Raw genomic sequence first — 24,675 nt, 5'->3', positions numbered from 1 at the left:
TCAGCGCCGGGCAGCCCGGTACCGTCACGATGTCAACGAGCCACGCCCCCTCGGGGCAACGCCCGACAGCACACCGATTCGGAGGCCGCAACATGACCGACTCCACCACCGACTCCGGCACTGCCGCCGACCGCGCGGCGGCGCTCGCGGCCGCCGGGCTGCGCTCCGTCGAGGAGTCCACCGCGACCCTGCTGCGGGAGACCGGCGGCCTCACCCCCGAGGCGGTCGGCGAGCCGTCCGCGCTGCCCGGCTGGACCAAGGGGCACGTGCTGACCCACCTGGCCCGGAACGCCGACTCGCTGGTCAACCTGCTGACCGGCGCCCGGACCGGCCGGGAGATCCCGCAGTACGCCTCCCCCACCGCCCGGGACGAGGAAATCGCGCTCGGCGCGCCGCGCCCGCTGGCCGAGCAGCTGGCCGACCTCGCGGCCAGCCACGAGCGCTTCGTCGCGGCCGCCGCGCTGCTGCCCGACGAGGCCTGGACGGTGCAGATCCGGCACCGCTCCGGCTACCTCTTCCCGGCCCACGAGCTGCCGACGAAGCGGCAGATGGAGATCGAGTACCACCTGGTCGACCTCGGCGCCGACTACACCCCCCGGCAGTGGCCGACCGGCTTCGCCGAGCAGGAACTCGCCCGGCTGGCTGAGCAGTTCGCCAAGGTCGAGGGCCTGCCGACGCTCACCCTGACGGCCACCGACACCGACCGGCGGGCCACCCTGGGCGACGGCCCGGCGCAGCTCGCCGTCGAGGGCCCGGTCCGGGGGCTGACCGCCTGGCTGTCCGGTCGCTCGGACGGCACCGGCCTGGTGGTCCGCCGCGACGGCGCCAAGCTGGACCACTCCGCCCTGCCGGAGCTCCCGCCGATGGGCTGAGGGGAGATGATGGCGCTTCAGGACAAGTACGAGCGAGGAGCAGCGGCGCGATGACGTACCACGGAGCGGTGAAGGTCGGCGGCCCGCCGGACGTGCGGGAGCTGGCCCATCTGATCATCACCAAGATCGCGGTCGGCCCGTACGAGAACAACGCCTACCTGCTGCGCTGCCGCGCCACCGACGAGCAGCTGCTGATCGACGCGGCGGCGGACGCCCCGGTGCTGCTGGAGTCGGTCGGCGCGCAGCTGGCCACCGTGGTCACCACCCACCAGCACGGCGACCACTGGGGCGCGCTGGCCGAGGTGGTCGCCGCCACCGGTGCCCGGACGGCGGCCGGCCGGATCGACGCGCCCGGCATCGCGGTCCCGACCGACCGGCTGCTGGACGACGGCGACACCGTCCGGGTCGGCCAGGTCGAGCTGACCGTCCGTCACCTGGTCGGGCACACCCCCGGCGCGATCGTGCTGGTCTACGACGACCCGCAGGGCCACCCGCACCTGTTCACCGGGGACTGCCTGTTCCCCGGCGGGGTGGGCAACACCTGGAAGGACCCGGCGGCCTTCGACAGCCTGTACCGGGACGTCACCGAGAAGCTCTTCGTGCTCCCGGACGAGACCTGGGTCTACCCGGGCCACGGCAACGACACCACGCTCGGCACCGAGCGCCCCCACCTGCCGGAGTGGCGCGAACGCGGCTGGTGACCCCGATGCGGAAGGCCCGTTCCCCCACCGGGGAGCGGGCCTTCCGCATCGGCCGGGAGATTTTCATACCGCCGCAACACCGCTGCCAGACGGGTGCGGAACGATGAACGCAATTCGAACCGCCTGACGAGAGGGGAAGACGATGACCCGCCGCTGTCCGCTTCCCCGTACCGGCTGCTGTTGTCGCCGCAGTCCGTTCGCCGTCTGACCTCGCATTCGTTCTTCTCCCCCACCCGCCCGGGCCCGATTCGGCTGCCCGGGGCGGGAGTTGTTCCGCACCCTGTTCTGGAGGACAGCCATGACCACCGCCGCCATCGACCTTCGTCTCACTCCCGCCGCCGGCCGGATCGGTGCCGTCGTGCACGACCTCGAGCTGAGCGGATCGCTCGACCCGGAGACCGTGGCCGCGATCAAGAGCGCGCTGTACCGGCACAAGGTGCTGTTCTTCCGGGGCCAGCGGCACCTGGACGACGCCGGGCACGAGGCGTTCGCCCGGTTGCTCGGCCACCCGGTGGGGCACCCGACGGTGCCGAGCGCGGACGGCCGGTACATCTTCGAGCTGGACGCCACCAAGGGCGTCCGCGCCAACAACTGGCACACCGACGTGACCTTCGTGCCGTCCTACCCGAAGGCGTCCGTCCTGCGGTCGCTGGAGCTGCCGGAGGCCGGTGGCTCCACGGTCTGGGCCAACACCGCCGCCGCGTACGCCGACCTGCCCGCGCCGCTCAAGGCGCTGGCCGAGAGCCTGCGGGCGGTGCACACCAACGACTACGACTACGCGGCCTCGCTGGCGCTCACCCCCGAGCTGGCCGACAACAAGGAGATCGCCGCGCTGTTCCGGCAGGTCTTCGTCTCCACCGCGTTCAAGACCGAGCACCCGGTGGTCCGGGTGCACCCGGTGACCGGCGAGAAGAGCCTGCTGCTGGGCGCCTTCGCGCAGCGCATCGTGGGTGTCTCGGGCGCCGACAGCCGGGCGCTGCTGGAGCTGTTCCAGCGCTACGTGGAGCGGCTGGAGAACACCGTCCGCTGGGACTGGCAGGTCGGCGACGTGGTGATCTGGGACAACCGGGCCACCCAGCACTACGCCGTCAACGACTACGGCGACCAGCCCCGGCTGGTCCGCCGGATCACCCTGGACGGCGACCTGCCGGTCGGCGTGGACGGCACCCCGAGCCGGCTGCTCGAGCCGACCGAGCCCCCGGCCGTGGCCGGTCTGGTGCCGGCCGAGCAGCTGGAGGCGGCGGCGCTGAACGGCTGAGCACGCGAACAGGGGCGCCCCCGGACCGGTCGGTCCGGGGGCGCCCCGTTCGTGATCGGACGTCAGGCGTCGATCTCGTCCCTCTCGTCCTTCTGGGCCGCGGCCTCGGCCGCCTCCTGCTTGCGGGAGGCCATCAGGCTGGTGATGGTGGTGATCACCAGCACGCCGCCGATGACGCCGAGCGAGAGCGGGATGCCGATCTCGGGGACGTGCACGCCGCTCTCGTGCAGCGCGTGCAGCACCAGCTTCACGCCGATGAAGCCGAGGATCACCGACAGGCCGTAGCTGAGGTGCACCAGCTTCTTCAGCAGACCGCCGATCAGGAAGTACAGCTGGCGCAGACCCATCAGCGCGAAGGCGTTGGCGGTGAACACGATGTACGGGTCCTGGGTCAGGCCGAAGATCGCCGGGATCGAGTCCAGCGCGAACAGCACGTCGGTGGTGCCGATCGCGAGCATCACGATCAGCATCGGCGTCATCAGCCGCTTGCCGTTCTGCTTGATCGTCAGCTTGGTGCCGTGGTACTTGTCCGTCGACGGGAAGCGCTTCTCGATCGACTTGAGCAGGCGGTTCTCCTCGAACTCCTCCTCCTCGTCGTCCCCCATCGCCTCCGCGACCAGCTTGTACGCCGTCCAGATCAGGAAGGCTCCGAAGATGTAGAAGACCCAGGAGAACTCGGAGACCAGCGCGGCACCACCGGCGATGAAGACCGCGCGGAGCACCAGCGCGATGATCACGCCGACCATCAGCACGCGCTGCTGGTAGATCCGGGGCACCGCGAACTTGCCCATGATCAGGATGAAGACGAAGAGGTTGTCGACGCTCAACGACTTCTCGGTGATGTACCCGGCGAAGAACTCACCGGCGGGCTGCGAGCCGCCGTACCACCAGAGGAACCCGCCGAAGATCACGGCCAGGGCGACCCAGACCGTGGTCCAGACCCCGGCCTCCTTGATGGAGACCTCGTGCGGCTTTCGGCCACCGATGAAGAAGTCGGCGACGACCAGGGCGATCAGGACCCCGATCGTGCCGACCCAAAGACCTACGGAAACGTCCACTAGCTGCTCCTCCGGCAGGTAGGCGAGACACACATCGTCACTGCCGGAGGTCTCTTCCGCCCGTCGGCCACGCTCGGCCGGATCGGACCAGCGCCCCGGGGCGCCGACGACGGCGACCGTGATGACGGGAACGCTGCGGGGGAATACTCCCCTCCGCTGCCGCCGAGCCTAACAGAAAACCCAAGAGAAGGTAAAGAAGGTAAAGAGCGACCCCTGAGCCGCTGGTCGGAGGTTCAGAGGTACGGCTCGATCGCGGGCAGCATGTCCTGGAACGTCCGTGCCTTCGCCGGAGCACCGATCGCCTGCATGCCCCAGCCTCCGGTGCCGTCCCGGTAGACCTTGGCCATGATCTGCCCGGTGTGCGGACCGCCGCCGGTCAGCTCGTAGCGGGCCAGCTCCTGGTCGGTGCTCTCGTCCACCAGCCGGCAGTGCGCCTGCTGGACCTCGGCGAAGCTCTGCCCGGTGTACGAGCTGACGGTGAACACCACCTGGGTGATGTGGGCCGGCACCTGGGCCAGGTCGACCAGGATCGACTCGTCGTCCTCCGAGCCCGCCCCGCCGACCAGGTTGTCCCCGGTGTGCCGGACCGAGCCGTCGTTGCTGTTCAGGTGCTGGAAGAACACCACGTCGGACGGGGTGCGCTCGGCGTACAACAGGGCCGAGGCATCCAGGTCGATCTGCCTGGTCCGGGAGCCGAACAGCCCGCGCTTGGGCGCGGCCTTCCACCCCAGCCCCATCCGGACGACCGTGAGCGACTCCCCCGAACTCTTCTGAAGACTGACCCGCTGTCCCTTGGTCAGATGCACCGACACGAAACTGCCCTCTCTCCTCAGCCCCGGCCACACCCGGACCGACGCAACGGCGGAACACCCCCTTGCCGTCCCCCGGCCGAGGCCCCCTGCACGGGCTTTGCCCACGGACCACCCTAGAGCCTGCGGGCACCGGCCCCCTGCAAAGGACTACCCCGTGGCGCGGATCACGACTCGGGCCACGGGGTAGCAGGCGCTGTGCCAGGGGCTGTCTGAGGGGTGCCCTCGGCTAGGCCATCCCGGCCTCGCGCATCTGCCGGAGTTCCTTCTTGAGCTCGCCGATCTCGTCCCGCAGCCGGGCCGCGAGCTCGAACTGGAGGTCGGCGGCAGCCGCGTGCATCCGGTCGGTGAACTGCTGGATCAGATCGGCCAGCTCGGCGGCGGGCAGGCTCTTGGCCGGCTTGCGGCCGGCGCCGAGCGCCGGCACCGCGGCCTTGCCCTTGCCGCCCTGCCGGTACCCGGTGGCGAGCAGCTCCTCGGTGTCCAGGTCCTCCCGGGAGAGGGTGTCCAGGATGTCGCCGATCTTCTTCCGGAGCGGCTGCGGGTCGATCCCGTGCTTGGTGTTGTACTCCTGCTGCACGATCCGGCGCCGGTTGGTCTCGCCGATCGCCAGCTCCATCGAGGGCGTGATCCGGTCCGCGTACATGTGCACCTGGCCGGAGACGTTACGGGCCGCACGGCCGATGGTCTGGATCAGCGAGGTGCCGGAGCGCAGGAAGCCCTCCTTGTCCGCGTCCAGGATCGCCACCAGCGAGACCTCGGGCAGGTCGAGGCCCTCGCGGAGCAGGTTGATGCCGACCAGCACGTCGAACTTGCCCGCCCGCAGCTCGCGCAGCAGCTCGATCCGGCGCAGCGTGTCCACATCGCTGTGCAGGTACTGGACCTTGATGTCCAGGCCGAGCAGGTAGTCGGTCAGGTCCTCGGACATCTTCTTGGTGAGGGTGGTGACCAGGATCCGCTCGTCCTTCTCGATCCGCTTGCGGATCTCGTGCACCAGGTCGTCGATCTGACCCTCCGTCGGCTTGACGATCACCTCGGGGTCGATCAGGCCGGTCGGACGGATGATCTGCTGCACCGTGCCCTCGCCCCGTGCCAGCTCGAACTTGCCGGGGGTGGCCGACAGGTAGACCGTCTGCCCGACCCGCTCCAGGAACTCCTCCCACTTGAGCGGGCGGTTGTCCAGCGCGGACGGCAGCCGGAAGCCGTGGTCCACCAGCGAGCGCTTGCGGGAGGCGTCGCCCTCGTACATCGCGCCGATCTGCGGGACCGTCACGTGCGACTCGTCGATCACCAGGAGGAAGTCCTCCGGGAAGTAGTCCATCAGCGTGTTCGGCGGGGAGCCGGGCGAGCGGCCGTCGAAGTGCATCGAGTAGTTCTCGATGCCGGAGCAGCTGCCGATCTGCCGGAGCATCTCCAGGTCGTACGTGGTGCGCATGCGCAGCCGCTGGGCCTCCAGCAGCTTGCCCTGCTTCTCCAGCACGGCCAGCCGCTCCTCCAGCTCCTTCTCGATGTCGTTGACCGAGCGCTCCAGCCGCTCCGGGCCGGCCACGTAGTGCGAGGCCGGGAAGACGTACATCGACTGGTCCTGGCTGATGATCTCGCCGGTCAGCGGGTGCAGCGTGTAGAGCGCCTCGATCTCGTCGCCGAACATCTCGATCCGGACCGCGAGCTCCTCGTAGACCGGGAAGATCTCGATGGTGTCGCCCCGGACCCGGAAGGTGCCCCGGCTGAACGCGATGTCGTTGCGGGTGTACTGCATGTCCACGAACCGACGCAGCAGCGCGTCCCGGTCGACCTCCTCGCCGACGTGCAGCTGGGTCATCCGGTCGACGTACTCCTGCGGGGTGCCGAGGCCGTAGATGCAGGAGACCGAGGCGACCACGATCACGTCGCGGCGGGTGAGCAGGCTGTTGGTCGCGGAGTGGCGCAGCCGCTCGACCTCCTCGTTGATCGAGGAGTCCTTCTCGATGTAGGTGTCCGTCTGCGGGACGTACGCCTCGGGCTGGTAGTAGTCGTAGTACGAGACGAAGTACTCGACCGCGTTGTTCGGCAGCAGTTCGCGGAACTCGTTGGCGAGCTGGGCGGCCAGCGTCTTGTTCGGCGCCATCACCAGGGTGGGGCGTTGCAACTTCTCGATCATCCAGGCGGTGGTCGCCGACTTGCCGGTGCCGGTGGCACCGAGCAGGACGACGTCCTTCTCGCCTGCGCGGATGCGGCGCTCCAGCTCGGCGATGGCCGCCGGCTGGTCACCGCTGGGCTGGTAGGGGCTGACGACCTCGAAGGGCGCCACGGACCGCTCGATACTCGTGATGGGACGCACGCAGTCCACGGTACGACTCCGCACCGACAACTGACTCGCAGTTGCCTGTGCGGGCGCTCGGGGCTGCGTTCTGGGCAGGCGCCCGAGCAGCTACGGTCAGGGGCTCGGGGCTGCGTTCTAGGCAGGCGCTCGGGCAGCTGCGGTCAGGGGCTCGGGGCTGCGCTGTAGGCAGGCGCCCGAGCATCTACGGTCAGGGGCTCGGGGAACTGCGAGGAGATCTGGCGCTCGGGTCACTGCGAAAGTGCCTGACCACCTACGCACGCGTGACCTCTTCCGAGGCCGGCGTCGCAGTTCCCCGAGCCCCTGACCGTAGCTGCCCGAGCCACCTGCAAAAGGCCGGCGCCGCCCACGCGGCGGAGCCGCACACCAGCAGAGCCCGAGCCCCTGACCGTAGCTGCCGAACGCCCTTCAAAAAAGGTCAGCGGCGCGGGCCGACCAGGGCGTACAGGAGGGTGCCGGCCGCCAGGAGGGCCCAGGGGGTCCCGGCGGAGACCGTGGTGGCCGGGGACAGGAGCATCCAGTTGCCCACCTCGCCCGCGACGCCGGGCAGCGTCGGGACGAGGTAGGTGAAGGCCAGCCAGCAGGTTGGCGGGATCCAGGCGTAGACGGCGCCGAACGCCGTCGCGCCGAGTGCGGCCAGGCCGACCAGACCTGCGGCATCCCGGACCACCAGGGTGGTGGCGGCGAGTTCCGGACCGGCCGCCTGGACCGCCAGCAGCACCGCGGCGGCGAACGCCCCGATCAGCAGCACGTGCACCGCCCGCCGGAGGACCCAGCGGATCGCGGCCGTGCGGTCGAGCGCGGCGTCCTGCCCGGCCAGACCGATGGTGGCGGCCGTCACGTTCGCGGTGAGGAGCAGGATGGCGAGCGGCACGTCCCCCGTGCCGTCGTCGCCGCCGTCGGCGAGGACCCGGGCCAGCAGGGCGCCGAACAGGACCAGGGCGGCCGAGAGCGGCAGTTGGCGGGAGCGCGCGTACAGGGTCAGCCACCTCATCGGGTCGCCTCCCCGGCCAGCACCGGCAGCAGCAGGTTCCGCTCGCAGGAGACGGCGGCGTCCCGCACCCGGACGATCCGGGTGCGCTGCTCGGCGGACGGCGCGGCCGTCAGCTTCGTCCAGGCGGCCTCGGCCTCGGACCAGGTCCGGCGGGCGTACTCGTCGTCGCCCGGCTGCTCCAGCGGGACGGGGCGGGGCTCGCCGAGCGCCCAGCTGGCGGCGAGGCCCTGGATGGCGACGTCCTCCGTGCCACCGCCCTCCCAGGGGCTGTGACCGTGGCAGTTCGGCGCCAGGCCCTGGGCGATCAGGGCCCTGGTCAGGTCCTTGCCGGTGGCCTTGGCGATCACCGTCTCGTCGAAGTCGACCAGCACCACGCCGGCGGTGACGGGCCGGTCCTCGCCGAGCGCGCGCAGCGCGGTGTCCTCCCGCACCGCGTCGGGTGCCCGGTCGCCCAGGACGTTCCGCAGCACGGCCAGCGCCTCCTTGCCGCGGGGGGCGAGCTCGGCGAGGCGGTACCGGTTCGCCTCGGTCACGCAGACCGGGCCGTCACAGACCAGGCTCGCGGCGGTCCGGTCGATCACGTAGGTGTCGCGCGGGTCGCTCGGCAGGACCAGCAGGGCCAGTGCGGCACCGGCCAGGACGGGGGTCAGCGCGAGCAGCCTGGCCCGGCGGGACGCGGCCGCCAGCAGCGCGAAGCCGGTGGCGAGCAGGCCGAGCAGCCAGACCGTCTGGCCGAGGTGCACCGAGCCGGACAGGGTCAGCAGCATCTCCCGGGGGGCCACGGTCGCCGGTGACAGCTGGGCGAGCCGGTTCGGCCCCGGGCCAGTCGGCACCTCCCCCTCGGCGTTCTGCCGCAGGAACATGGCCGTCAGCGCGAGGACACCCACGGCCAGGGCCGGCGGGGTGAGGACGGAGGGCAGCACCCGCGCCACGCCCATCCCGAACAGGGCACCGGCCACCAGGCCCAGCGCCGCCACCAGTGAGATCGGCAGCCAGCCGAGCGGCAGGTACCCGGTGCCCTTGACGGCCACCAGGATCCCGCCGACCAGGACCAGCAGGCCGAAGCCCACCGCCAGCGCGAGCGCCGTCGCACCGGCCGGCAGCGCCGCCCGTTGCCAGGCCGGTCGCGGGGTGGTGGTCAGCAGTTCGCTCGTCCGGGAGCGCGCGTCGCGCAGCCCGTACAGCGCCCCGAGGCCCACCACCAGCGGCCACCAGAAGCTCAGCAGGCTCCTGGTCCACAGGGCCATCGAGGTCCACTGGGCCGTCCAGCCGGCGGTACCCCGCCACCAGACGGCGTCGATCAGGCAGAAGATCGCCAGACTGCCGGCCAGGACCAGGATCCCGGCCCACGGGGCGGCGGAGCGCCGCAGTTCGATGCCCAGCACACGTCCGTTCACCAGGAGCCTCCCGGCTGCTCGGAGTGGCTGAGCAGCGCCGAGTAGCCGCGCTCGAGCGGGCTGTCGCCGGGGTGTTCGGGGCCGCCGGCCGCGGCCAGCACCTCCGGGGTGCCCTGGTAGACCAGGCGCCCGTCGGCGAACAGCACCACGTCGGAGCAGGCGGCCGCGACGTCCTCGACCAGGTGGGTGGAGACCACCACGCAGGCCTCCCGGCCCAGCTCCTGGAGCAGCTCGCGGAAGCGCATCCGCTGGGCCGGGTCCAGCCCGGCCGTCGGCTCGTCCAGCAGCAGCAGGTCGGGGTCGTTGACGATGGCCTGGGCGATGCCGGCCCGGCGGACCATGCCGCCGGACAGGGTCTTCATCCGGTGGTCGGCGCAGTCCGCCAGCCCGACCCGTTCGACGGCGCGCTGGACGGCTCCGGGGATCTCCCGCTTCGGGACCTCCTTCAACCAGGCCATGTACTCGACGAACTCACGCACCGTGAAGCGCTTGTAGTAGCCGAACTCCTGCGGCAGGTACCCGATCCGGCGGCGCAGCGCCCGGAGGTCGCCCAGCCCGCCCATGGGGTGGCCGAGCAGTTCGAGCTCACCGCCCGCCGGGCGCAGCACGGTGGCCAGGGCGCGGATCAGGGTGGTCTTGCCGGCCCCGTTCGGGCCCAGCAGGCCGTGGGCACCGATGCCGAGCGAGAGGTCGAGCCCGTCGACGGCCATCTTGGTCCGTCCGGCCCGTACCTGCAGGCCGGCGGCCCGGATCTGCCAGGCGTAGGTCCTCGGCGCGAGGTCGGTCGCGCCCGTCGTGCGTGTCATGCGAGGGTCCCTTTCGAGGGTCAACGATGGTTGCGCGGCACCGCGTACGCGCCTCTTCGGGCGATCACGGCGCCGCAGCCGAGCGCGAGGACCAGCCCCCACAGGGGCAGTTGTCCGGACCGCAGGACGAGCGGTGAGCCGTCGGTGGCCCAGGTGGACACCGCGATCACGGCGCCCCAGCCGGCCACCAGCGCGGCGGCGGCCCGGGTCACCCCGATCACGCTGCCCAGCGCCAGGGCCGCGGACGTGAACGCCAGGGCGGGCAGCAGCCACTGAGCGGCCGTCATGGTCCCGGTCAGCCGGCCCACCGCCAGGAGCAGCGGGAGGACCACCACCAGGACCGAGACGGTCCGTCTGAGCAGCAGCGGCAGGCCGGCTCGGGCGGTGGAGGCGGTCAGTTCGTGCGCCGGGTCCAGGGCACGCGACCACGAGGCGGCGACCGCGCACAGCGGCAGCACGGGGGCGACCAGCGACAGCAACGGGGTGCCGCCGAAGAAGTCCAGCGGCCCGGCCTCGTCCAGCAGCAGCGCGACCAGCGTGACTGCGACGGTCATCGCCAGCCACGGAGCCATCGCCGGTGTCAGCCAGGCCGACACCCACCTCGGACGCCGACGCCAGGCCGGTGCCCGGGCGACCGCGACCAGCTGCGGTTCGAGCCCGGCCCGGACGGTGTCGACCAGGGCGGCCAGGCCGGGGGCCTCGGTGGCCACCGAGGCCGCCAGGCGGCCCCGGCACTCCGGGCACCCCTCCAGATGGGCCTCCAGCGCCCACAGCGTGTCCGCGGGCAGTTCCGTCCGCCCACCCGCGTAGTCGTCGATCAAGCGCTTCGACGCATGCTCCGCGCTCATGCCAGTGCCTCCCGCATAGCGATCCGGGCCCGGCGGGCACGGGTCTTGACCGTGCCTTCGGGCAGTCTGAGCAGGACGGCGGTCTCCCGGACGGAGAGCCCGTCGAGCACGGTGGCCTGGAGTACCTGCCGGAGTTCCGGCGCCAGCCGCCGCAGGGCGTCACCGACGTCACCGCCGACGGTCCCGTCGAGCACCTCGTCCTCGGCCGCGGGCACCACGGCCCGCTCGGCGGCGGCGACCGGCGGTTCGGCGTGGTGGGCGCGGCGCCGGAACGCGTCGACGAGGCGGCGGGCCGCGATCGTCCACAGCCAGCCGACGGCGGAGCCGCCGACCGCGCTTCCGGCGAACGCGCCGGCCGCGCGCCAGACCGCCAGGTAGGTCTCCTGCATCACCTCGGCGACGATCTGCTCGTCCGCGCAGCGGCGGCGCAGCCGCACGGCGAGCCAGGGGGACGTGCGCCGGTACAGCTCGTCGAACGCCGCTCGGTCGCCTTTCGCGACCAGCCGGAGGAGGCGTTCCTCGTCCAGCTCGTCCAGTGCTCTCCTGCGTGTTCTCACACCAGCCAGACGCCCGATCCTGCCTGCGGGTTCTTCCATCGGGGTGACCTGCGTCACAGGGGCTCGGGGCTGCGCCGTAGGCAGGCGCTCAACGGTCGACCACCCAGGGGCTCGGGGGCTGCGCCCTCGGCAGGCGCTCAGCCGTCGACTACCCAGGGGCTCGGGGCTGCACTGTAGGCAGGCGCTCAGCCGTCTACTACCCAGGGGCTCGGGGAACTGCGAGGAGATCTGGCGCTCGGGTCACTGCGAAAGTCCCTGACCACCCACGCAGCGATCACCTTGAACGAGGCCGGCGTCGCAGTTCCCCGAGCCCCTGACTCTCCCGAACCACCTGCCGACCACCCGCCCGGAGGGCTCTAGGCGGCGCTGTCGCGGGCCAGCGCGACCAGGCGGGAGATCGCCCGGAGGTACTTCTTGCGGTAGCCGCCCTTGAGCAGTTCGGGCGGGAAGACCTGGTCGAACGGCAGGCCGGAGGCGGTGATCGGCAGCTCGCGGTCGTACATCCGGTCGGCGAGCACCACCAGGCGCAGCGCGGTGGACTGGTCGTCGACCTGGTGGACGCCGCGCAGGAAGACCGCCCCGACGTCGTCGAGCAGGGCACCGTAGCGGCTGGGGTGGACGGCCTTCAGGTGCTCCAGCAGCGCGTCGAAGTCGTCGAGAGAGGCCCCCGGGGTGCCGGCGGCGCGCTCGGTGACGGTCTCGTCGGTGTACGGCGGCGGGGCGGCGGGGAGGCCGCGGTGGCGGTAGTCCTGGCCGTCGATCCGGAGCGGGCGGAAGTGGGCCGACAGGCCCTGGATCTCGCGCAGGAAGTCGGCGGAGGCGAACCGGCCCTCGCCGAGCTTCTCGGGCAGCGTGTTGGAGGTGGCGCAGAGCTTGACGCCGTTCTCCACCAGGCGGCCGAGCAGGGTGGAGACCAGCACGGTGTCGCCCGGGTCGTCGAGCTCGAACTCGTCGATGCAGAGCAGCCGGTGGCCCGAGAGGGTCTGGACCGCCTGCTGGAAGCCGAGCGCACCGACCAGGTTGGTCAGCTCGACGAAGGTGCCGAACGCCTTCGGCCCGGGGGTGGCGTGCCAGAGCGAGGCGAGCAGGTGGGTCTTGCCGACGCCGTAGCCGCCGTCCAGGTAGACCCCGGCGGGGCCGGCCGGGGCGGGGGCCGCCCGGCGGAACCAGCCCTTCTTGGCCGGGGTGGCGGCGGCCGAGATGCCGGCCGCGAACTCCTCCAGGACCTGGACCGCCTCGTACTGGCTGGGCTGGGTCGGGTCGGGCAGGTAGCTGCCGAAACTGACACCGGCGAAACGCGGCGGCGGAACCATCTCGGCGACCAGGCGCTCGGCCGGGACCACCGGTCGGCGGTCGGTGAGCGCGATCGGGTTCGCGGACGACGTCGCGGTCGTTATGGCATCGGGGCGGGAGGCAGCGGGCACGTTAGTAGAGGGTACTGCCCGTGGAAGACTCGAACTCATGCAGCAGCTGATCAGTCCCACCGGCAACCCGCGTGACGATCTCCACTCCCTGGAGGCGCTCGCCGAGGTCTACGCGTACCCCGACCAGGTGAACCACGGGCTGCCGTGGCTGCGGGCGAACATGGTGTCCGGGCTGGACGGCGGGGCCCGGCTGGAGGGGCTCTCCGAGGGGCTGTCGGGGGATGCCGACAAGCGGATCTTCGGGGTGCTCCGGGCGCTCAGCGACGTGGTGCTGGTGGGGGCCGAGACGGTCCGGGCCGAGGGGTACCGGCCCGCGCGGGCGCGGGCCGGGTTCGCGGCGGCGAGGGCGGCGGCCGGGCAGCGGCCCGCGCCGGCGATCGCGGTGGTCAGCCGGAGCCTCGGACTGGCCCTGAGCACGCCGTTGTTCACCGAGCCGGTGGTCCGGACGGTGGTGATCACCACCGAGGACTCCCCCGCCGAGGCCCGCCGCGAGGTGGCGAAGGTGGCCGACCTGATCGTCGCGGGCGAGGAGTCGGTGGACCTGCCGACCGCACTGGCGGCGCTCGCCGAGCGGGGCTGGACCAGACAGTTGACGGAGGGTGGGCCCCGGCTGCTGGGGCAGCTCACCGCGGCCGGGCTGCTGGACGAGCTGTGTCTCTCGCTGGCCCCGTTGCTCACGGGGGGCGAGGCACCACGAATCCTCCACAATGCGGAAATGTCTGACACGCAGTCGATGCGGCTGGTCTCATTGATCGAGCAGAAAGGTTTCCTCTTCACCCGTTACCTGCGGCCGACCGGACCATCCCGCTCTTCCCTGTGATCCGACTCGCACGTGGCCCATGTGGCGCGTGCGCAGCGTGAGGAAAGCATCCTCCGGGCACTATGGGAAGGGACACCGGACCCGGGGGCCTGCAACTGCGAAGGGACTCACGTGTTCAAGACCGTACTGATGATCGAAAAGGCGCTCTCCGACGCCGACGTGGAGCTGGTCACCACGCTCCACGGCGAGGAGAAGGTCTCCTTCGTCGTCCTGATGCAACCGCGCGGCAAGCAGGACGAACTGCTCCGCGCACTCGACGACGTGGCACTCGGCCATCTCGACAAGGCGGTGCACGAGCACGACGAGAGCGAACACCCCACCCTGGCAGGCGAGTCACTGGAGCACAGCCTGCGCCACCTGCGGGCGGCGGGCGCCGAGGCGGTCGGCGAGGTGGTCGCGGAGCACCCGCTGGACAAGGTGCGCGCCGTGGTCGAGGAGACCGGGGCGGACGAGGTGCTGGTGCTGACCTCGCCGCACTTCGTGGAGGAGTTCTTCCACCGCGACTGGGCCTCCCGGGCCCGGCACAAGGTGGGCGTCCCGGTGCTCAAGCTGTTCGCCAGCGACTCCTGAGCCGCACCGTCGGTAGTGCAGAATCGTCCTTGCGGAACGCCCGCGAGGACGATTCGTCCTTGCCCCGAATCCCCCCAGGTACGGAGACCTCCTTGAACGACGCCGCCCACGACCTGCACGCCCCGCACTTCATCGGCATCGGTGGCGCGGGCATGTCCGGACTGGCGAAGATCCTCGCGGTGCGCGGCGCCCGGGTCTCCGGCAGCGACGCCAAGGAGTCCGAGACCGTGCTCGCGCTGCGGGAGCTCGGCGCCCGGGTCGCGGTCGGCCACGCGGCCGAGAACGTCCCGGCCGGGGTGAGCAGCGTGGTGGTCTCCAGCGCGATCCGGGCCGACAACCCGGAGCTGGCCGCCGCCCGCGAGCGCGGCATCCCGGTGGTGCACCGCTCGGACGCGCTGGCCGCGCTGATGGGCGGCCGCCGGGCGCTCGCGGTGGCCGGGACGCACGGCAAGACCACCACCACCTCGATGCTCGCGGTCAGCCTGGCCGAACTGGGCCTGGAGCCCTCGTACGCGATCGGCGGCGACCTGGACGCGCCGGGCTCGAACGCCCACCACGGGGCCGGCGAGATCTTCGTGGCGGAGGCGGACGAGAGCGACCGCAGCTTCCACAAGTACGCGCCCGAGGTGGCGATCATCCTCAACGTGGAGCTGGACCACCACGCCAACTACGCCTCGATGGACGAGATCCACGAGTCGTTCGAGACCTTCGTCGGCCGGATCGTGCCCGGCGGCACCCTGGTGGTCTCGGCCGACCAGGAGGGCGCCCGGGAGCTGACCGGCCGGGTGCGCGGGCTGGGCGGGCTCCGGGTGGTGACCTACGGCGCGGCCGAGGACGCCGACGTCCGGGTGCTCGCGGTCCGTCCGCACGGGATGACCAGCGAGGTCACCGTGCTGATCGACGGTGCCGAACTGACCTTCACCGTCTCGGTGCCGGGCCGGCACTACGCGCACAACGCGGTGGCCGCGCTGGCCGCCGGGGTCGCCCTGGGCGTCCCGGCCGCCGAGCTGGCCAAGGCACTCGGCGCGTACACCGGGGTCCGGCGGCGGCTGCAGCTCAAGGGCGAGGCCGGCGGGGTCCAGGTGATCGACTCCTACGCGCACCACCCGACCGAGATGGTGGCCGACCTGGAGGCGATCCGGGAGGCCACCGAGGGGCGGGTGCTGGTGGTCTTCCAGCCGCACCTGTTCAGCCGGACCCAGCAGCTGGCCGAGGAGATGGGGCAGGCGCTGGCGCTGGCCGACGCCTCGGTGGTGCTGGACATCTACCCCGCCCGGGAGGACCCGGTCCCCGGCGTCACCAGCGAGCTGATCATCGACGCGGCCCGCCGGGCCGGCGCCGACGTGCGGGCCGAGCACATCTTCGCCGCCGCCCCCGGGGTGCTCGCCGGACTGGCCCGCCCCGGCGATCTGCTGCTCACCATGGGTGCCGGCGACGTGACCAACCTGGGGCCGGAAATCGTGGCGTGCCTCGCGGGCGTTGCACCCTCTGCCTGACCCATCTGGAGGAGCGACCGTGAGCTACGAGATCGAGAAGACCGACGCCGAGTGGCGCGAGCAGCTCAGCCCCGCCGAGTACCACGTACTGCGCGAGGCCGGGACGGAGCGTCCGTACGTCGGCGAGTACACCGACACCAAGACCGTCGGCGTGTACGGCTGCCGGGCCTGCGGGGCCGAGCTGTTCAGCAGCGAGACCAAGTTCGACAGCCACTGCGGCTGGCCGTCCTACTACTCACCGCTGGCCGAGGACCGGGTCCAGTACATCGAGGACAACACGCTCGGCACCCGCCGGGTCGAGGTCCGGTGCGCCCGCTGCGGCGGTCACCTGGGCCACGTCTTCGAGGGCGAGGGCTACGACACCCCGACCGATCAGCGGTACTGCATCAACAGCATCTCGCTGACGCTCCGTCCGACGGAGTAGCCCTGTAGGCAGGCACTGCCCAGGTGCTCGGGGCTGCGCTGTAGGCAGGCGCCCGGGCAGCTACCGGTCAGGGGCTCGGGGCTCTGCTGACGTGCGGCTCCGCCGCGTGGGCGAGGAGATCTGGCGTGCGGGTCACTGCGAAAGTGCCTGACCGCCTCTGCAACGGTGACCTTTTCCGAGGCCGGCGTCGCAGTTCCCCGAGCCCCTGGACCGTAGATGCCGAAGCACCTGCCAAAAGGACGGCGGCGGAGCCGCACAACAGCGCAACCCCGAGCCCCTGACTCCGTAGCCGGCTGACCACCTGCCAAAAAGTGCGGCGTCGCCCACGCGGCGGAGCCGCACAACAGCACCGCCCCGGGCCTTCTGCGTGTCCGCCGCCCGTGCCAGACTTGATCAACAGTCAGGTGGGGAAGGGACGGTCATGGCCAGGCAGCGGAGCCACGGGGTACTGGCCATGATCGCCGAGGCGCAGCGCCAACAGGCCCGCGAGCAGGAGGCCAGGCACCGGGCCGCGGCCGCCGCGCAGCGCCAGTACGAGCGGGCCCAGCGGGAGGCGCAGCGCGCCGCCGCGCAGGGCGAGCGTGCGGCGCTGCGGGCGTACCAGCAGGGCCGGGAGGGCGACGCCGCCCGGCGGACGGCGGAGCTGGACGAGCAGGTGGCCCGGCTGCGGTCGGTGCTGGCCACCGGTCTGGCCGGCCGGCCGTTCCGGCTGACGGAGCCACAGGTCGCGTTCCGGCCCCCGCCGTTCGACCCCGGGCCGCTCGGCCGCCCGGTGGCGATGCCGGACCAGGGCCACTACCTGGTGCCCCAGCCGACCGGTCTGCAGGCGCTGAACCCGGTCGCCCGGCAGCAGTACGACCAGCAGGCCGCCCAGGCCAGGGCGCGGTTCGAGCAGGACTGGTACGGCGCCAGGCAGGCCGAGGACGAGCGGCTGCGCCGGCTGGCGGACTACCGGGCGCAGTACGACGCCTGGGTGGCGGAGAACCACCGGCTGGCCGCCGACCGGTCCCGGCAGGCCGCCCGGCTCACCGCCGACCTGGCCGCCGGGGCGCCCGACGCGGTGGTGGAGCTGTTCGAGACGGTGCTGCGGGCCCGGGAGAACTGGCCGGAGGAGTTCCCCTGCGACGGCGCGCTCGGCTGGGACCCGTCCGCCCGGCAGCTGGTGGTGGACTGGGAGCTGCCGGGGCCCGACTGCGTCCCTGCGGTCGCCCGGGTGCGCTACGTGAAGAGCGACGACCGCGAGGCGGAGGTCGCCAGGCCCGCCGGTGAGCGCAAGGCGCTCTACCGCGAGCTGCTGGCCCAGTGCGCGCTGCGGGTGCTCGCCGAGCTGTTCCGGGCGGATCAGGGTGAACTGCTCGCCTCGGTGGTCCTGAACGGCTACGTCGAGGGCACCGATCCGGCCAGCGGGCGGGACGAGCAGCGGTACCTGGTCGCGGTGACGGTCCGTCGGGAGGAGTTCCGGGCGGTCGCGCTGGACCGGGTGGCCCCGGTCGACTGCCTGCTGGACGGGCTGCGCGGCCGGCTGTCGGCCCGGCCGGAGAAGCTGGAGCCGGTGCCCACCGACCGGCTGGCCGCCGACACCGGCGGGTACGCCGACCACCGGCAGGACGCCGAGGACGACCCCGATCTGTTCGAGCTGGACCCGATCGCCTTCGAGGAGCTGATCGCCGAGCTGTTCCGGCGGCGCGGCTTCCGCACCAGGACCACCGCCCGGAGCGGGGACCAGGGCGTCGACGTGATCGCCGAGGACCCGGATCCGGTGACGGGTGGTCAGATCGTCATCCAGGCGAAGCGCTACCGCCGGACGGTCGACCCGACCGCCGTGCGCGATCTGGACGCCACTCGGGTCCACCACGGCGCCACCAAGGGCATCTTGGTCACCACCTCCGGGTTCGGCCCCGACTCGTACCGCTGGGTCGAGGGCAAACCGCTGACCCTGGTGGACGGGCCGATGCTGGTCGGGCTGCTCCGGGAGCACGGCCTGGCCGGCCGGCTCGGCGGCACCCCGGGCGCGGGGCCGGCCGCCCCGACCGTGCTGCTGCCGCGGGAGGAGCTCGGACTGCCGGGCCAGGAGCCGACCGTCCTGCTCCCCCGACCGGAGCCGGTCGAGCTGCTGCCCGGACAGAACGCGTCACTGCCGGAGCCGGCGGCGGCCGAGCTCTCGGTGCGCTTCGACGCCGCCGGGCCCGAGACCGACCTGACCCTGCTGCTGCTCACCGCGGCCGGCACCGTGCGGGACGACCAGGATTTCGTCTTCTACCACCAACCGTCCGCCGCCGACGGCGCGGTGACGCTCGGTCCGAAGGAGCTGGACGGGCCGGACGGGCACGGCGAGAGCGCCACGGTGCGGTTGACGGCGCTGCCCACGGCGGTCGAGCGGGTGGCGGTCTCGGTCACCATGGACACCGACGGTTCGGCGACCTGCGGCGAACTCCGGGCGGCCCGGCTGTCGGTGAGCGCGGCGGACGGCTCGGCCTGGACCTTCCGGCCGCCGGCCGACCCGGAGGTGTCGGCGATGCTGGTCGCCGAGTTCTACCGGCACCGGGGCGGCTGGAAGCTCCGCGCGGTCGGCCAGGGCTGGTCGGACGGCCTGGCGGGCCTGGCCCGCGCCCACGGGGTGGACGTCGGCTGACCCGCCTTCGAGCTGCTCGGCTCAGAGCTGCTTGAGGTACACCCACTCGCTCGCGCAACGCCGGTAGCCGAGCCAGTCGTTGATGGCCAGCATCGGCGCGTTGGTGGCGTCGTTGTTGGTGTACGCGTCGGTGTGCCCACGGGCCCGGGCCCGGTGCAGCGAGTCGGTCTTGGCCAGCTTGGCCAGGCCCCGGCCCCGGTACCCGGCCGAGGCGGTGGTGAAGGCGGACCAGTACCGGGTGCCGCCGTCGCTGTGCACCGCGCTGAAGGCGACCGCCCGGCCGTCCGCCACCACGACGGTGGTGAGCTCGCGGTCCAGGTCCGGGTGCTCCCAGACCTCGGCGACCCACTCCTCGTAGCTCAGGTCCGACAGGTCGACGTCACCCGGCTCGTCCTGGGAGCCCTCGATGTCGACCAGGTAGAGCGGGCGCGGGTCGTCGAGGTAGTCGGCGGCGGTGCGCAGTTCGACCGCGGGCGGCTCCGGCACCGGGGGCAGTGGCGCGGTCAGGTCCAGGTGGGCGAAGTGGGCGCAGCGGCCGCGCTCGAAGCCGTGCTTCTCGGCGAAGGCCACGGCGGTCGGCTCGTCGTCCACCCAGGCCCGGATCCGGGTCGCCCCGTGCCCGGCCAGGTGCTCCTCGGCGACGGCCAGCAGGGCCGTCGCGACGCCCTTGCGCCGGGCCGCCGGCAGGACGCTCAGATTGGCGAAGCCCAGCCCCTCGGCACCGCTGGACGCGTGCACGCCGACCCGCCCGGAGCCGACCACCGCACCGTCCAACTCGCCCACCAGCAAACGGTAGTGCTGCTCGGGCGCGGCACTGGCGACCTGGTGGCGGACGGCCGCCGGGGTGACCATCAGGTGCGGGCGGCCGGCGCTGTAGGAGGCCGCTGCGGCCTCGGCGTCGGAGGGGCGGAAATCACGGATGATCAGCGTCATGGGACGCTCACCGTAAGGTGCCGTCCGCCCCCCGGCCACTGAATATTCCGCTGGGCTGAAGAAAGCTCAAGTTCAGCTCTGAGAATGCCGTTCCCGGGTTGGCACCGAGCCCCCGGGGATACACCCTCTAGCAACGGGACGGCGCGCGAGGACGCCGCCGGTTCCGCCCGAAGACCACACTCCGCCGGACTCTCCGGCGAGCCCTCCGAAGGGGGCGTCGGATGACTTCAACCGCACTCGCACTCGGGGTCGGCCTCGGCTGGCGCTCCGAGATCGACACCCTGGTCGAGCGGCTGCCCGGCCTGGACTGGGTCGAGGTGGTCGCCGAGAACCTCTGCCCGGACGAGCTCCGGGCCGGCCTGCTGCCCGAGTCGCTGCGGGTGCTGCGCGAGCGCGGCGTCCAGGTGGTCCCGCACGGGGTCGCGCTCGGCCTCGGCGGAGCCGAACTCCCGGACCGGGCCCGGCTGGAGCGACTCGCGGTGACCGCCACCGCGCTCGGCGCACCGCTGGTCACCGAGCACCTGGCGTTCGTCCGGGCCGGCGGCCTGGAGGCCGGGCACCTGCTGCCCGTCCCGCGCTCGCGGGACGCGCTGCGGGTGATCGCCGAGAACATCAGGATCGCCCAGCAGGAGCTGCCGGTGCCGCTCGCCCTGGAGAACATCGCGGCCCACTTCGGCTGGCCCGAGGACGAGCTGACCGAGGGCGAGTTCCTGGCCGAGCTGGTCGAACGGACCGGCGTACGGCTGCTGATCGACGTGGCCAACCTGCACACCAACCGGGTCAACCTCGGCCTGGACGTGGCCGCCGAACTGGACCGCCTCCCGCTGGAGGCGCTCGCCTACGTGCACGTCGCGGGCGGCGTCGAACGGGACGGCGTCTGGCACGACACCCACGCCCACCCGGTCACCGAACCGGTGCTGGCCGTACTGGCCGAACTCCGCGCCCGGGCGGTACCGCCCGGCGTACTGCTGGAGCGGGACGACAACTTCCCGCCGCCCGCCGAGCTGGCGGGTGAGCTGGACGCGATCCGCCGGGTCCTGGAAGGGGCGCCGCACCATGTCTGAGCACGACGAGTACCTGATCAGGACCGGCGATCCGGAGCTGGTGCTGGCCCGCGCCGAACTTGCCCGTCGCCAGGGCGAGTTGCTCACAGCACTGGTGGCCGGCGGACCGGTCCCGGCCGGCTTCGACGAGCAGCGGGTCCGGGTCCAGATCCACGGCCTGGCCGCGAAGCGGCGCGACACCGTCTCCCGGGTCGATCCCACCCTGGAACTGATCCTCGGTCACGAGTACGGCCCGCTCTTCCTGCGGTACGCCACAGCCCACCCGATGGCCGGGGGCTACCGCACCGACGCCCGCGCCTTCGCGGAGTGGGCCCTCACCGCCGAACCCACCGCGACCTGGCGTCCCGCCCTGGAACGCCACCTCCGCCCGAAGGGCCCGTCCCAACGCTGGTGGCACCGCAGCTGAACCGCGCCGGGGCGCACCCTTTGCAGGGCGCTCAGTCGCACTACCCAGGGCTCGGGGCTGCGCCGTAGGCAGGCGCTCACCCATCTACGACCCAGGGGCTCGGGGAACTGCGAGGAGATCTGGCGTTCGGGTCACTACGAAAGTGCCTGACCACCCCGGAACGGATCACCTGTTCCGAGGCCGGCGTCGCAGTTCCCCGAGCCCCTGGACCGTAGCGGGCCGAGCGCCTGCCGTCCGAAGCGTCCGTCAAAAGTTGAGCAGCAGAGAACCGAAGACACGGGGGAAAGTCCATGTGGTACACCGAATACGCCGTCGCCGCAGGCGCCGTGCTGTTGGCGGGCGTCAACGCGTCCCGCGCCCTGCGCCGTCTGCGCCACGTCCCGCAGCCCCAGGGGCTGCCGGGGCGGGGGCTGCCGTTGCTGGAGACCGCGTTCCTGTCGGGGGGTCCGGCCCGGGTGGTCGACACCGTGGTGGTCCGGATGCAGCAGGAGGGCCGGCTGATCGTCTCGCGGTCGGGTCAGGTCACGCTGACCGACCGGAGCGCCCGGGACGCCGTCGAGGCGGTGCTGATCGCCGCCGCCGGTGGGTCAGGCCGGGCCGAACTGTCCTCGCTGCGCCGGACGGTGAGCCGCAGTGAGCACGTCCAGCGGATCGGCGACGGCCTGGCCGCCCGGGGGCTGATGCGGCGCCCCGAGCTGTACCGGAAGGCGATGGCCGCCCGGAACCTGCTCCGGTTCGCCACCTTCCTGGTGTTCGCCCTCGGGGTGGTGGCCGCGGTGCAGTGGTTCGGGACGTCCCTGCTGGAGCAGGGCACCGAGGTCGCACCGTTCTTCCCGTTCCTCGGCCTGCTGCTGGTCGGCCTGTTCTGGCTGGCCGCCACCCGGCCCGAGCGGAGCCGGATTACCCCGGCCGGGGTGCGGCAGCTGGAGCTGATGCGGACCGGCGCCCGCCCGTGGCAGCCGCACGACCTGGCGATGGTCGGTGGCGCCGTGGTGGTCGGCGCGCTGGCGCTGGAGGGCGTGGGCGCCCTGGAGGACGAGGAGCTGCGGGCGGCCATGGCGGCCCGCGCGGCCTCCACCACCGGCTCCAACGGCTCCTCGGACTCGAGCGGGTCGACCACCTGGTGCTCCTCGGGTGACCCGGGCAGCTCCGGCGACTCGTCCAGCTGTGGTTCCGGCGGCTCCGGCTGCGGCTCGTCCAGCAGCTGCGGTTCCTCCAGCTCGTCCAGCTGCGGTTCGTCGAGCTCCTCCAGCTGTGGCTCGTCCAGCTCGTCCAGCTGCGGCTCGTCGAGCAGCTGTGGTGGAAGCAGCTGCGGCAGCTGACCCAGGGCCGACCGATCGGGGGATGATCCACATGCAGTACGCCGAACTCGTCACCGCCATCAGCCTGTTGGCTGCCACGGGACTCTGGGCCGCGGTCGCCGACCGACGGCTGAAGCACCCGAGGAACCGGCAGCGCACCCCGCAGAACGGGCTGCCGCTGCTGGAGGTGGCCTACCTGGCCGGCGGGCCGGTCCGGGTCGCGGACACCGTGCTGGCCCGGATGGAGCAGGAGGGGCGCCTGATCGTCCCCCGCTTCGGCCAGGCCACCCTGACCGACCGCACCTCGCACGACCCGGTCGAGGCCGACCTGATCCGGGTGGTCGGCCCGAGCGGTCGGGCGCACCCGGCCACCCTGCGGCGGGCGGTGCTGACCAGCCATCAGCTGGGCCGGATCGACCGGCGGCTGACCGACCGGGGCCTGCTTCACGAGCCCCGGCGGCTGCGGGCCGCCCGCCGGGCGCACCGGCTGCTGATCGGCGCGCTCGGTCTGGCGGCCGCGCTCGCGGTGACCGCCGTGGTCCGGCGGCTGCTCGCGCCCGGCGAGGGCCTGCTGCCGCTGCTCGCCTTCCTGGTCCTGCTGCCGGCCGGGCTGCTGCACCGGCACCGGACCGCCCCGGGCCGGGGACGGCTGACCCGGGCCGGCCGGGAGCAGCTGGAGCACCTGCGCACCGGCACCGCCCGCCCGGGCTCCGACCGGGCCGCCGCCGTGCCGTCCGCGGCCCGTCTCCGGGCCGCCCGGCCCAGCACCCCGACACTGGGTTCGGCACCGAACTCCGGGGAGCAGCACGGCTCGGCCATCGCCGAGCTGGTCCTCTACGGCACGCTGGCCGAGGACCCCGCCGACTGGTCGGCGGACTCCGGCGGGACGGCCTACGGCGACGGCGGGGCGGCGTACGCGGGCGGCGGCGACGGCTGCGGTTCGAGCTGCGGTTCCGGCGGGGGCGGCGACTGACCCCACCGCCGGGACCGGACGGACAGTCACAGTTCGGTACCGCAGTCCGGGAACCCTTTCCCTCGGCGCAGGTAGCGGTCTAGAACAAGGCCATGTGGTTGCTCCTGCTCGTCCCTGCCCTGCTCGCGGCCGTACTCTCCTGCCTGCGGCTGGTCCGGGCCGCGGCCACTGCGGACTCGCTGGCCGGACCGGCCCGGTCGCACCCCGTGGAGCCGGTGGGGGTGGGCCTCTACGAGACGGCCTACCTGGCCGGCGGACCGGTCCGGGTGGTCGAACTGGCCCTGGTGCTGATGACCGGCCGGGGGCGGCTGCACCTGGCCCACACCGGGTGGACCTCGGTGGTCGACCCGCACGGCCGGAGCCGGCTGGAGCGCGCGCTGATCGCCGCGATCGGCCCCGAGGGCCAGTGCCGCACCGGCGAGCTCCGGGACCGGCTGGCGAGCCACCCGATCGTGCTGGAGATCGGCGGCCGTCTGGTCCAGGCCGGGCTGGCCACCCCCCGGACGGTCCGCGAGAGCACCTCGCTGGCGGTCCGTCAGGTCCGGCAGGCGCTGCTGCTGTCGGTGGCCCTGCTCGGCGCCGCGCTGGCCGTGGCGGCCCCCGGCACCGGTGACGCCGGGTCGGCGGTGGCCTGGTTCTCGCTGCCGATCATCCTGACCAGCGGCACCCTGCTGATGGCCCGGGTGGACGTCCACCCGTACACCCGCTGGGCCACCCCGGCCGGCCAGGAGCTGCTGACCGCCGCCCGCCTCCCGCACCAGGCCGGCGCCCCCGACGAGCCGCCCCCGGGCCTGCCCGACGCGGCCGAGCGCGAACTCCTCACCGCCGTCGCCGTGGTGGGCCCGGCCGCACTCCCGGACGCCCGCCTCCGGGCCGCCCTGCGGAACTGACCGGCCCCCGCCCCTCCCGACAGGACCCCGTGGAGACCGCCCCGCCGCTCGCCGACCTGTCGGACCGGGAGCTGCTCGGCCTGCGGCCGGCGGGCGACTCGGTGCCGGCACTCCACTCCTGC

General features: G+C 72.8%; 21 protein-coding genes and 1 pseudogene. 12 read left to right on the top strand and 10 right to left on the bottom strand.

Going from position 1 to position 24,675, the window contains the following annotated elements; translation table 11 throughout:
- Positions 1-92: 92 nt before the first annotated feature.
- The 3 genes from ACIRPK_RS10950 to ACIRPK_RS10940 all read left to right on the top strand — a co-directional run bounded on the left by ACIRPK_RS10950 (position 93) and on the right by ACIRPK_RS10940 (position 2,831).
- A complete protein-coding gene (locus ACIRPK_RS10950; protein ID WP_403036061.1) occupies positions 93-872 on the top strand; it encodes a maleylpyruvate isomerase family mycothiol-dependent enzyme in 780 nt (259 codons plus the stop codon).
- A 50-nt stretch (positions 873-922) separates the two neighbouring features.
- Positions 923-1,573: an MBL fold metallo-hydrolase gene (locus ACIRPK_RS10945; RefSeq protein WP_403036060.1), complete on the top strand. Its 651-nt coding sequence runs from the start codon at positions 923-925 to the stop codon at positions 1,571-1,573.
- 298 nt (positions 1,574-1,871) lie between these two features.
- Complete coding sequence (locus ACIRPK_RS10940; RefSeq protein ID WP_403036057.1) at positions 1,872-2,831, top strand: TauD/TfdA dioxygenase family protein; 960 nt, start codon at positions 1,872-1,874, stop codon at positions 2,829-2,831.
- A gap of 62 nt (positions 2,832-2,893) precedes the next feature.
- Here the strand turns inward: ACIRPK_RS10940 and ACIRPK_RS10935 are convergent, their stop codons facing one another.
- The 9 genes from ACIRPK_RS10935 to zapE form a co-directional block, all read right to left on the bottom strand.
- A complete protein-coding gene (locus tag ACIRPK_RS10935; RefSeq protein WP_403036055.1) occupies positions 2,894-3,889 on the bottom strand; it encodes a TerC family protein in 996 nt (331 codons plus the stop codon).
- A 233-nt stretch (positions 3,890-4,122) separates the two neighbouring features.
- On the bottom strand, positions 4,123-4,701 hold the full coding sequence (locus ACIRPK_RS10930) for a TerD family protein (RefSeq protein WP_403036052.1): 579 nt from the start codon (positions 4,699-4,701) through the stop codon (positions 4,123-4,125).
- A 226-nt stretch (positions 4,702-4,927) separates the two neighbouring features.
- Complete coding sequence (gene uvrB, locus ACIRPK_RS10925; protein WP_403036049.1) at positions 4,928-7,018, bottom strand: excinuclease ABC subunit UvrB; 2,091 nt, start codon at positions 7,016-7,018, stop codon at positions 4,928-4,930.
- 418 nt (positions 7,019-7,436) lie between these two features.
- On the bottom strand, positions 7,437-8,012 hold the full coding sequence (locus ACIRPK_RS10920; protein ID WP_403036046.1) for a hypothetical protein: 576 nt from the start codon (positions 8,010-8,012) through the stop codon (positions 7,437-7,439).
- On the bottom strand, positions 8,009-9,409 hold the full coding sequence (locus ACIRPK_RS10915) for a hypothetical protein (RefSeq protein WP_403036043.1): 1,401 nt from the start codon (positions 9,407-9,409) through the stop codon (positions 8,009-8,011). The genes ACIRPK_RS10920 and ACIRPK_RS10915 overlap by 4 nt, the downstream gene beginning before the upstream one ends.
- Positions 9,406-10,215 carry an ABC transporter ATP-binding protein gene (locus ACIRPK_RS10910; protein WP_403036041.1) on the bottom strand — a complete coding sequence of 270 codons (810 nt, stop codon included), beginning with the start codon at positions 10,213-10,215 and terminating at the stop codon, positions 9,406-9,408. The genes ACIRPK_RS10915 and ACIRPK_RS10910 overlap by 4 nt, the downstream gene beginning before the upstream one ends.
- A 20-nt stretch (positions 10,216-10,235) precedes the next feature.
- On the bottom strand, positions 10,236-11,063 hold the full coding sequence (locus tag ACIRPK_RS10905) for a zf-HC2 domain-containing protein (protein WP_403036038.1): 828 nt from the start codon (positions 11,061-11,063) through the stop codon (positions 10,236-10,238).
- On the bottom strand, positions 11,060-11,659 hold the full coding sequence (locus ACIRPK_RS10900) for an RNA polymerase sigma factor (RefSeq protein WP_403036035.1): 600 nt from the start codon (positions 11,657-11,659) through the stop codon (positions 11,060-11,062). The genes ACIRPK_RS10905 and ACIRPK_RS10900 overlap by 4 nt, the downstream gene beginning before the upstream one ends.
- A gap of 317 nt (positions 11,660-11,976) precedes the next feature.
- On the bottom strand, positions 11,977-13,083 hold the full coding sequence (gene zapE, locus ACIRPK_RS10895) for a cell division protein ZapE (protein WP_403036032.1): 1,107 nt from the start codon (positions 13,081-13,083) through the stop codon (positions 11,977-11,979).
- On the opposite strand from zapE, the gene ACIRPK_RS10890 reads away from it, so the two are divergent.
- From ACIRPK_RS10890 to ACIRPK_RS10870, 5 genes are all read left to right on the top strand, one after another.
- A complete protein-coding gene (locus ACIRPK_RS10890) occupies positions 13,082-13,864 on the top strand; it encodes a pyrimidine reductase family protein (RefSeq protein WP_403036029.1) in 783 nt (260 codons plus the stop codon). The genes zapE and ACIRPK_RS10890 overlap by 2 nt on opposite strands.
- 111 nt (positions 13,865-13,975) lie before the next feature.
- Positions 13,976-14,434 (top strand): indole-3-glycerol phosphate synthase, encoded by a 459-nt coding sequence (locus tag ACIRPK_RS10885; protein ID WP_403036027.1) that lies wholly within the window; start codon positions 13,976-13,978, stop codon positions 14,432-14,434.
- Positions 14,435-14,547: 113 nt separating this feature from the next.
- On the top strand, positions 14,548-15,930 hold the full coding sequence (murC, locus tag ACIRPK_RS10880; protein ID WP_403036356.1) for a UDP-N-acetylmuramate--L-alanine ligase: 1,383 nt from the start codon (positions 14,548-14,550) through the stop codon (positions 15,928-15,930).
- A gap of 19 nt (positions 15,931-15,949) precedes the next feature.
- Entirely contained in the window at positions 15,950-16,354 is a 405-nt protein-coding gene (msrB, locus tag ACIRPK_RS10875; RefSeq protein WP_403036024.1) for a peptide-methionine (R)-S-oxide reductase MsrB, read from the top strand.
- A 421-nt stretch (positions 16,355-16,775) separates the two neighbouring features.
- A complete protein-coding gene (locus ACIRPK_RS10870; protein ID WP_403036021.1) occupies positions 16,776-18,986 on the top strand; it encodes a restriction endonuclease in 2,211 nt (736 codons plus the stop codon).
- Between the two features lie 21 nt (positions 18,987-19,007).
- Here ACIRPK_RS10870 and ACIRPK_RS10865 read toward each other — a convergent pair whose 3' ends face one another.
- The gene (locus ACIRPK_RS10865; protein WP_403036018.1) at positions 19,008-19,919 is read right to left on the bottom strand and encodes a GNAT family N-acetyltransferase; all 912 of its coding nucleotides are present in this window, start codon (positions 19,917-19,919) and stop codon (positions 19,008-19,010) included.
- A 221-nt stretch (positions 19,920-20,140) separates the two neighbouring features.
- On the opposite strand from ACIRPK_RS10865, the pseudogene ACIRPK_RS10860 reads away from it, so the two are divergent.
- From ACIRPK_RS10860 to ACIRPK_RS10845, 4 genes and pseudogenes are all read left to right on the top strand, one after another.
- Positions 20,141-21,389: pseudogene (locus ACIRPK_RS10860) on the top strand (DUF692 family multinuclear iron-containing protein).
- A gap of 290 nt (positions 21,390-21,679) precedes the next feature.
- Positions 21,680-22,711 carry a TIGR04222 domain-containing membrane protein gene (locus tag ACIRPK_RS10855; RefSeq protein WP_403036015.1) on the top strand — a complete coding sequence of 344 codons (1,032 nt, stop codon included), beginning with the start codon at positions 21,680-21,682 and terminating at the stop codon, positions 22,709-22,711.
- 22 nt (positions 22,712-22,733) lie between these two features.
- The gene (locus ACIRPK_RS10850) at positions 22,734-23,663 is read left to right on the top strand and encodes a TIGR04222 domain-containing membrane protein (protein WP_403036012.1); all 930 of its coding nucleotides are present in this window, start codon (positions 22,734-22,736) and stop codon (positions 23,661-23,663) included.
- A gap of 92 nt (positions 23,664-23,755) precedes the next feature.
- Positions 23,756-24,553: a TIGR04222 domain-containing membrane protein gene (locus ACIRPK_RS10845; protein ID WP_403036010.1), complete on the top strand. Its 798-nt coding sequence runs from the start codon at positions 23,756-23,758 to the stop codon at positions 24,551-24,553.
- Positions 24,554-24,675: the final 122 nt, after the last annotated feature.

Source organism: Kitasatospora sp. NPDC101801 (assembly GCF_044766665.1).
Lineage (GTDB): Bacteria > Actinomycetota > Actinomycetes > Streptomycetales > Streptomycetaceae > Kitasatospora.
The sequence above is the reverse complement of the archived record's forward strand: the minus strand, read 5'-3'. Positions and strand labels throughout refer to the sequence as shown.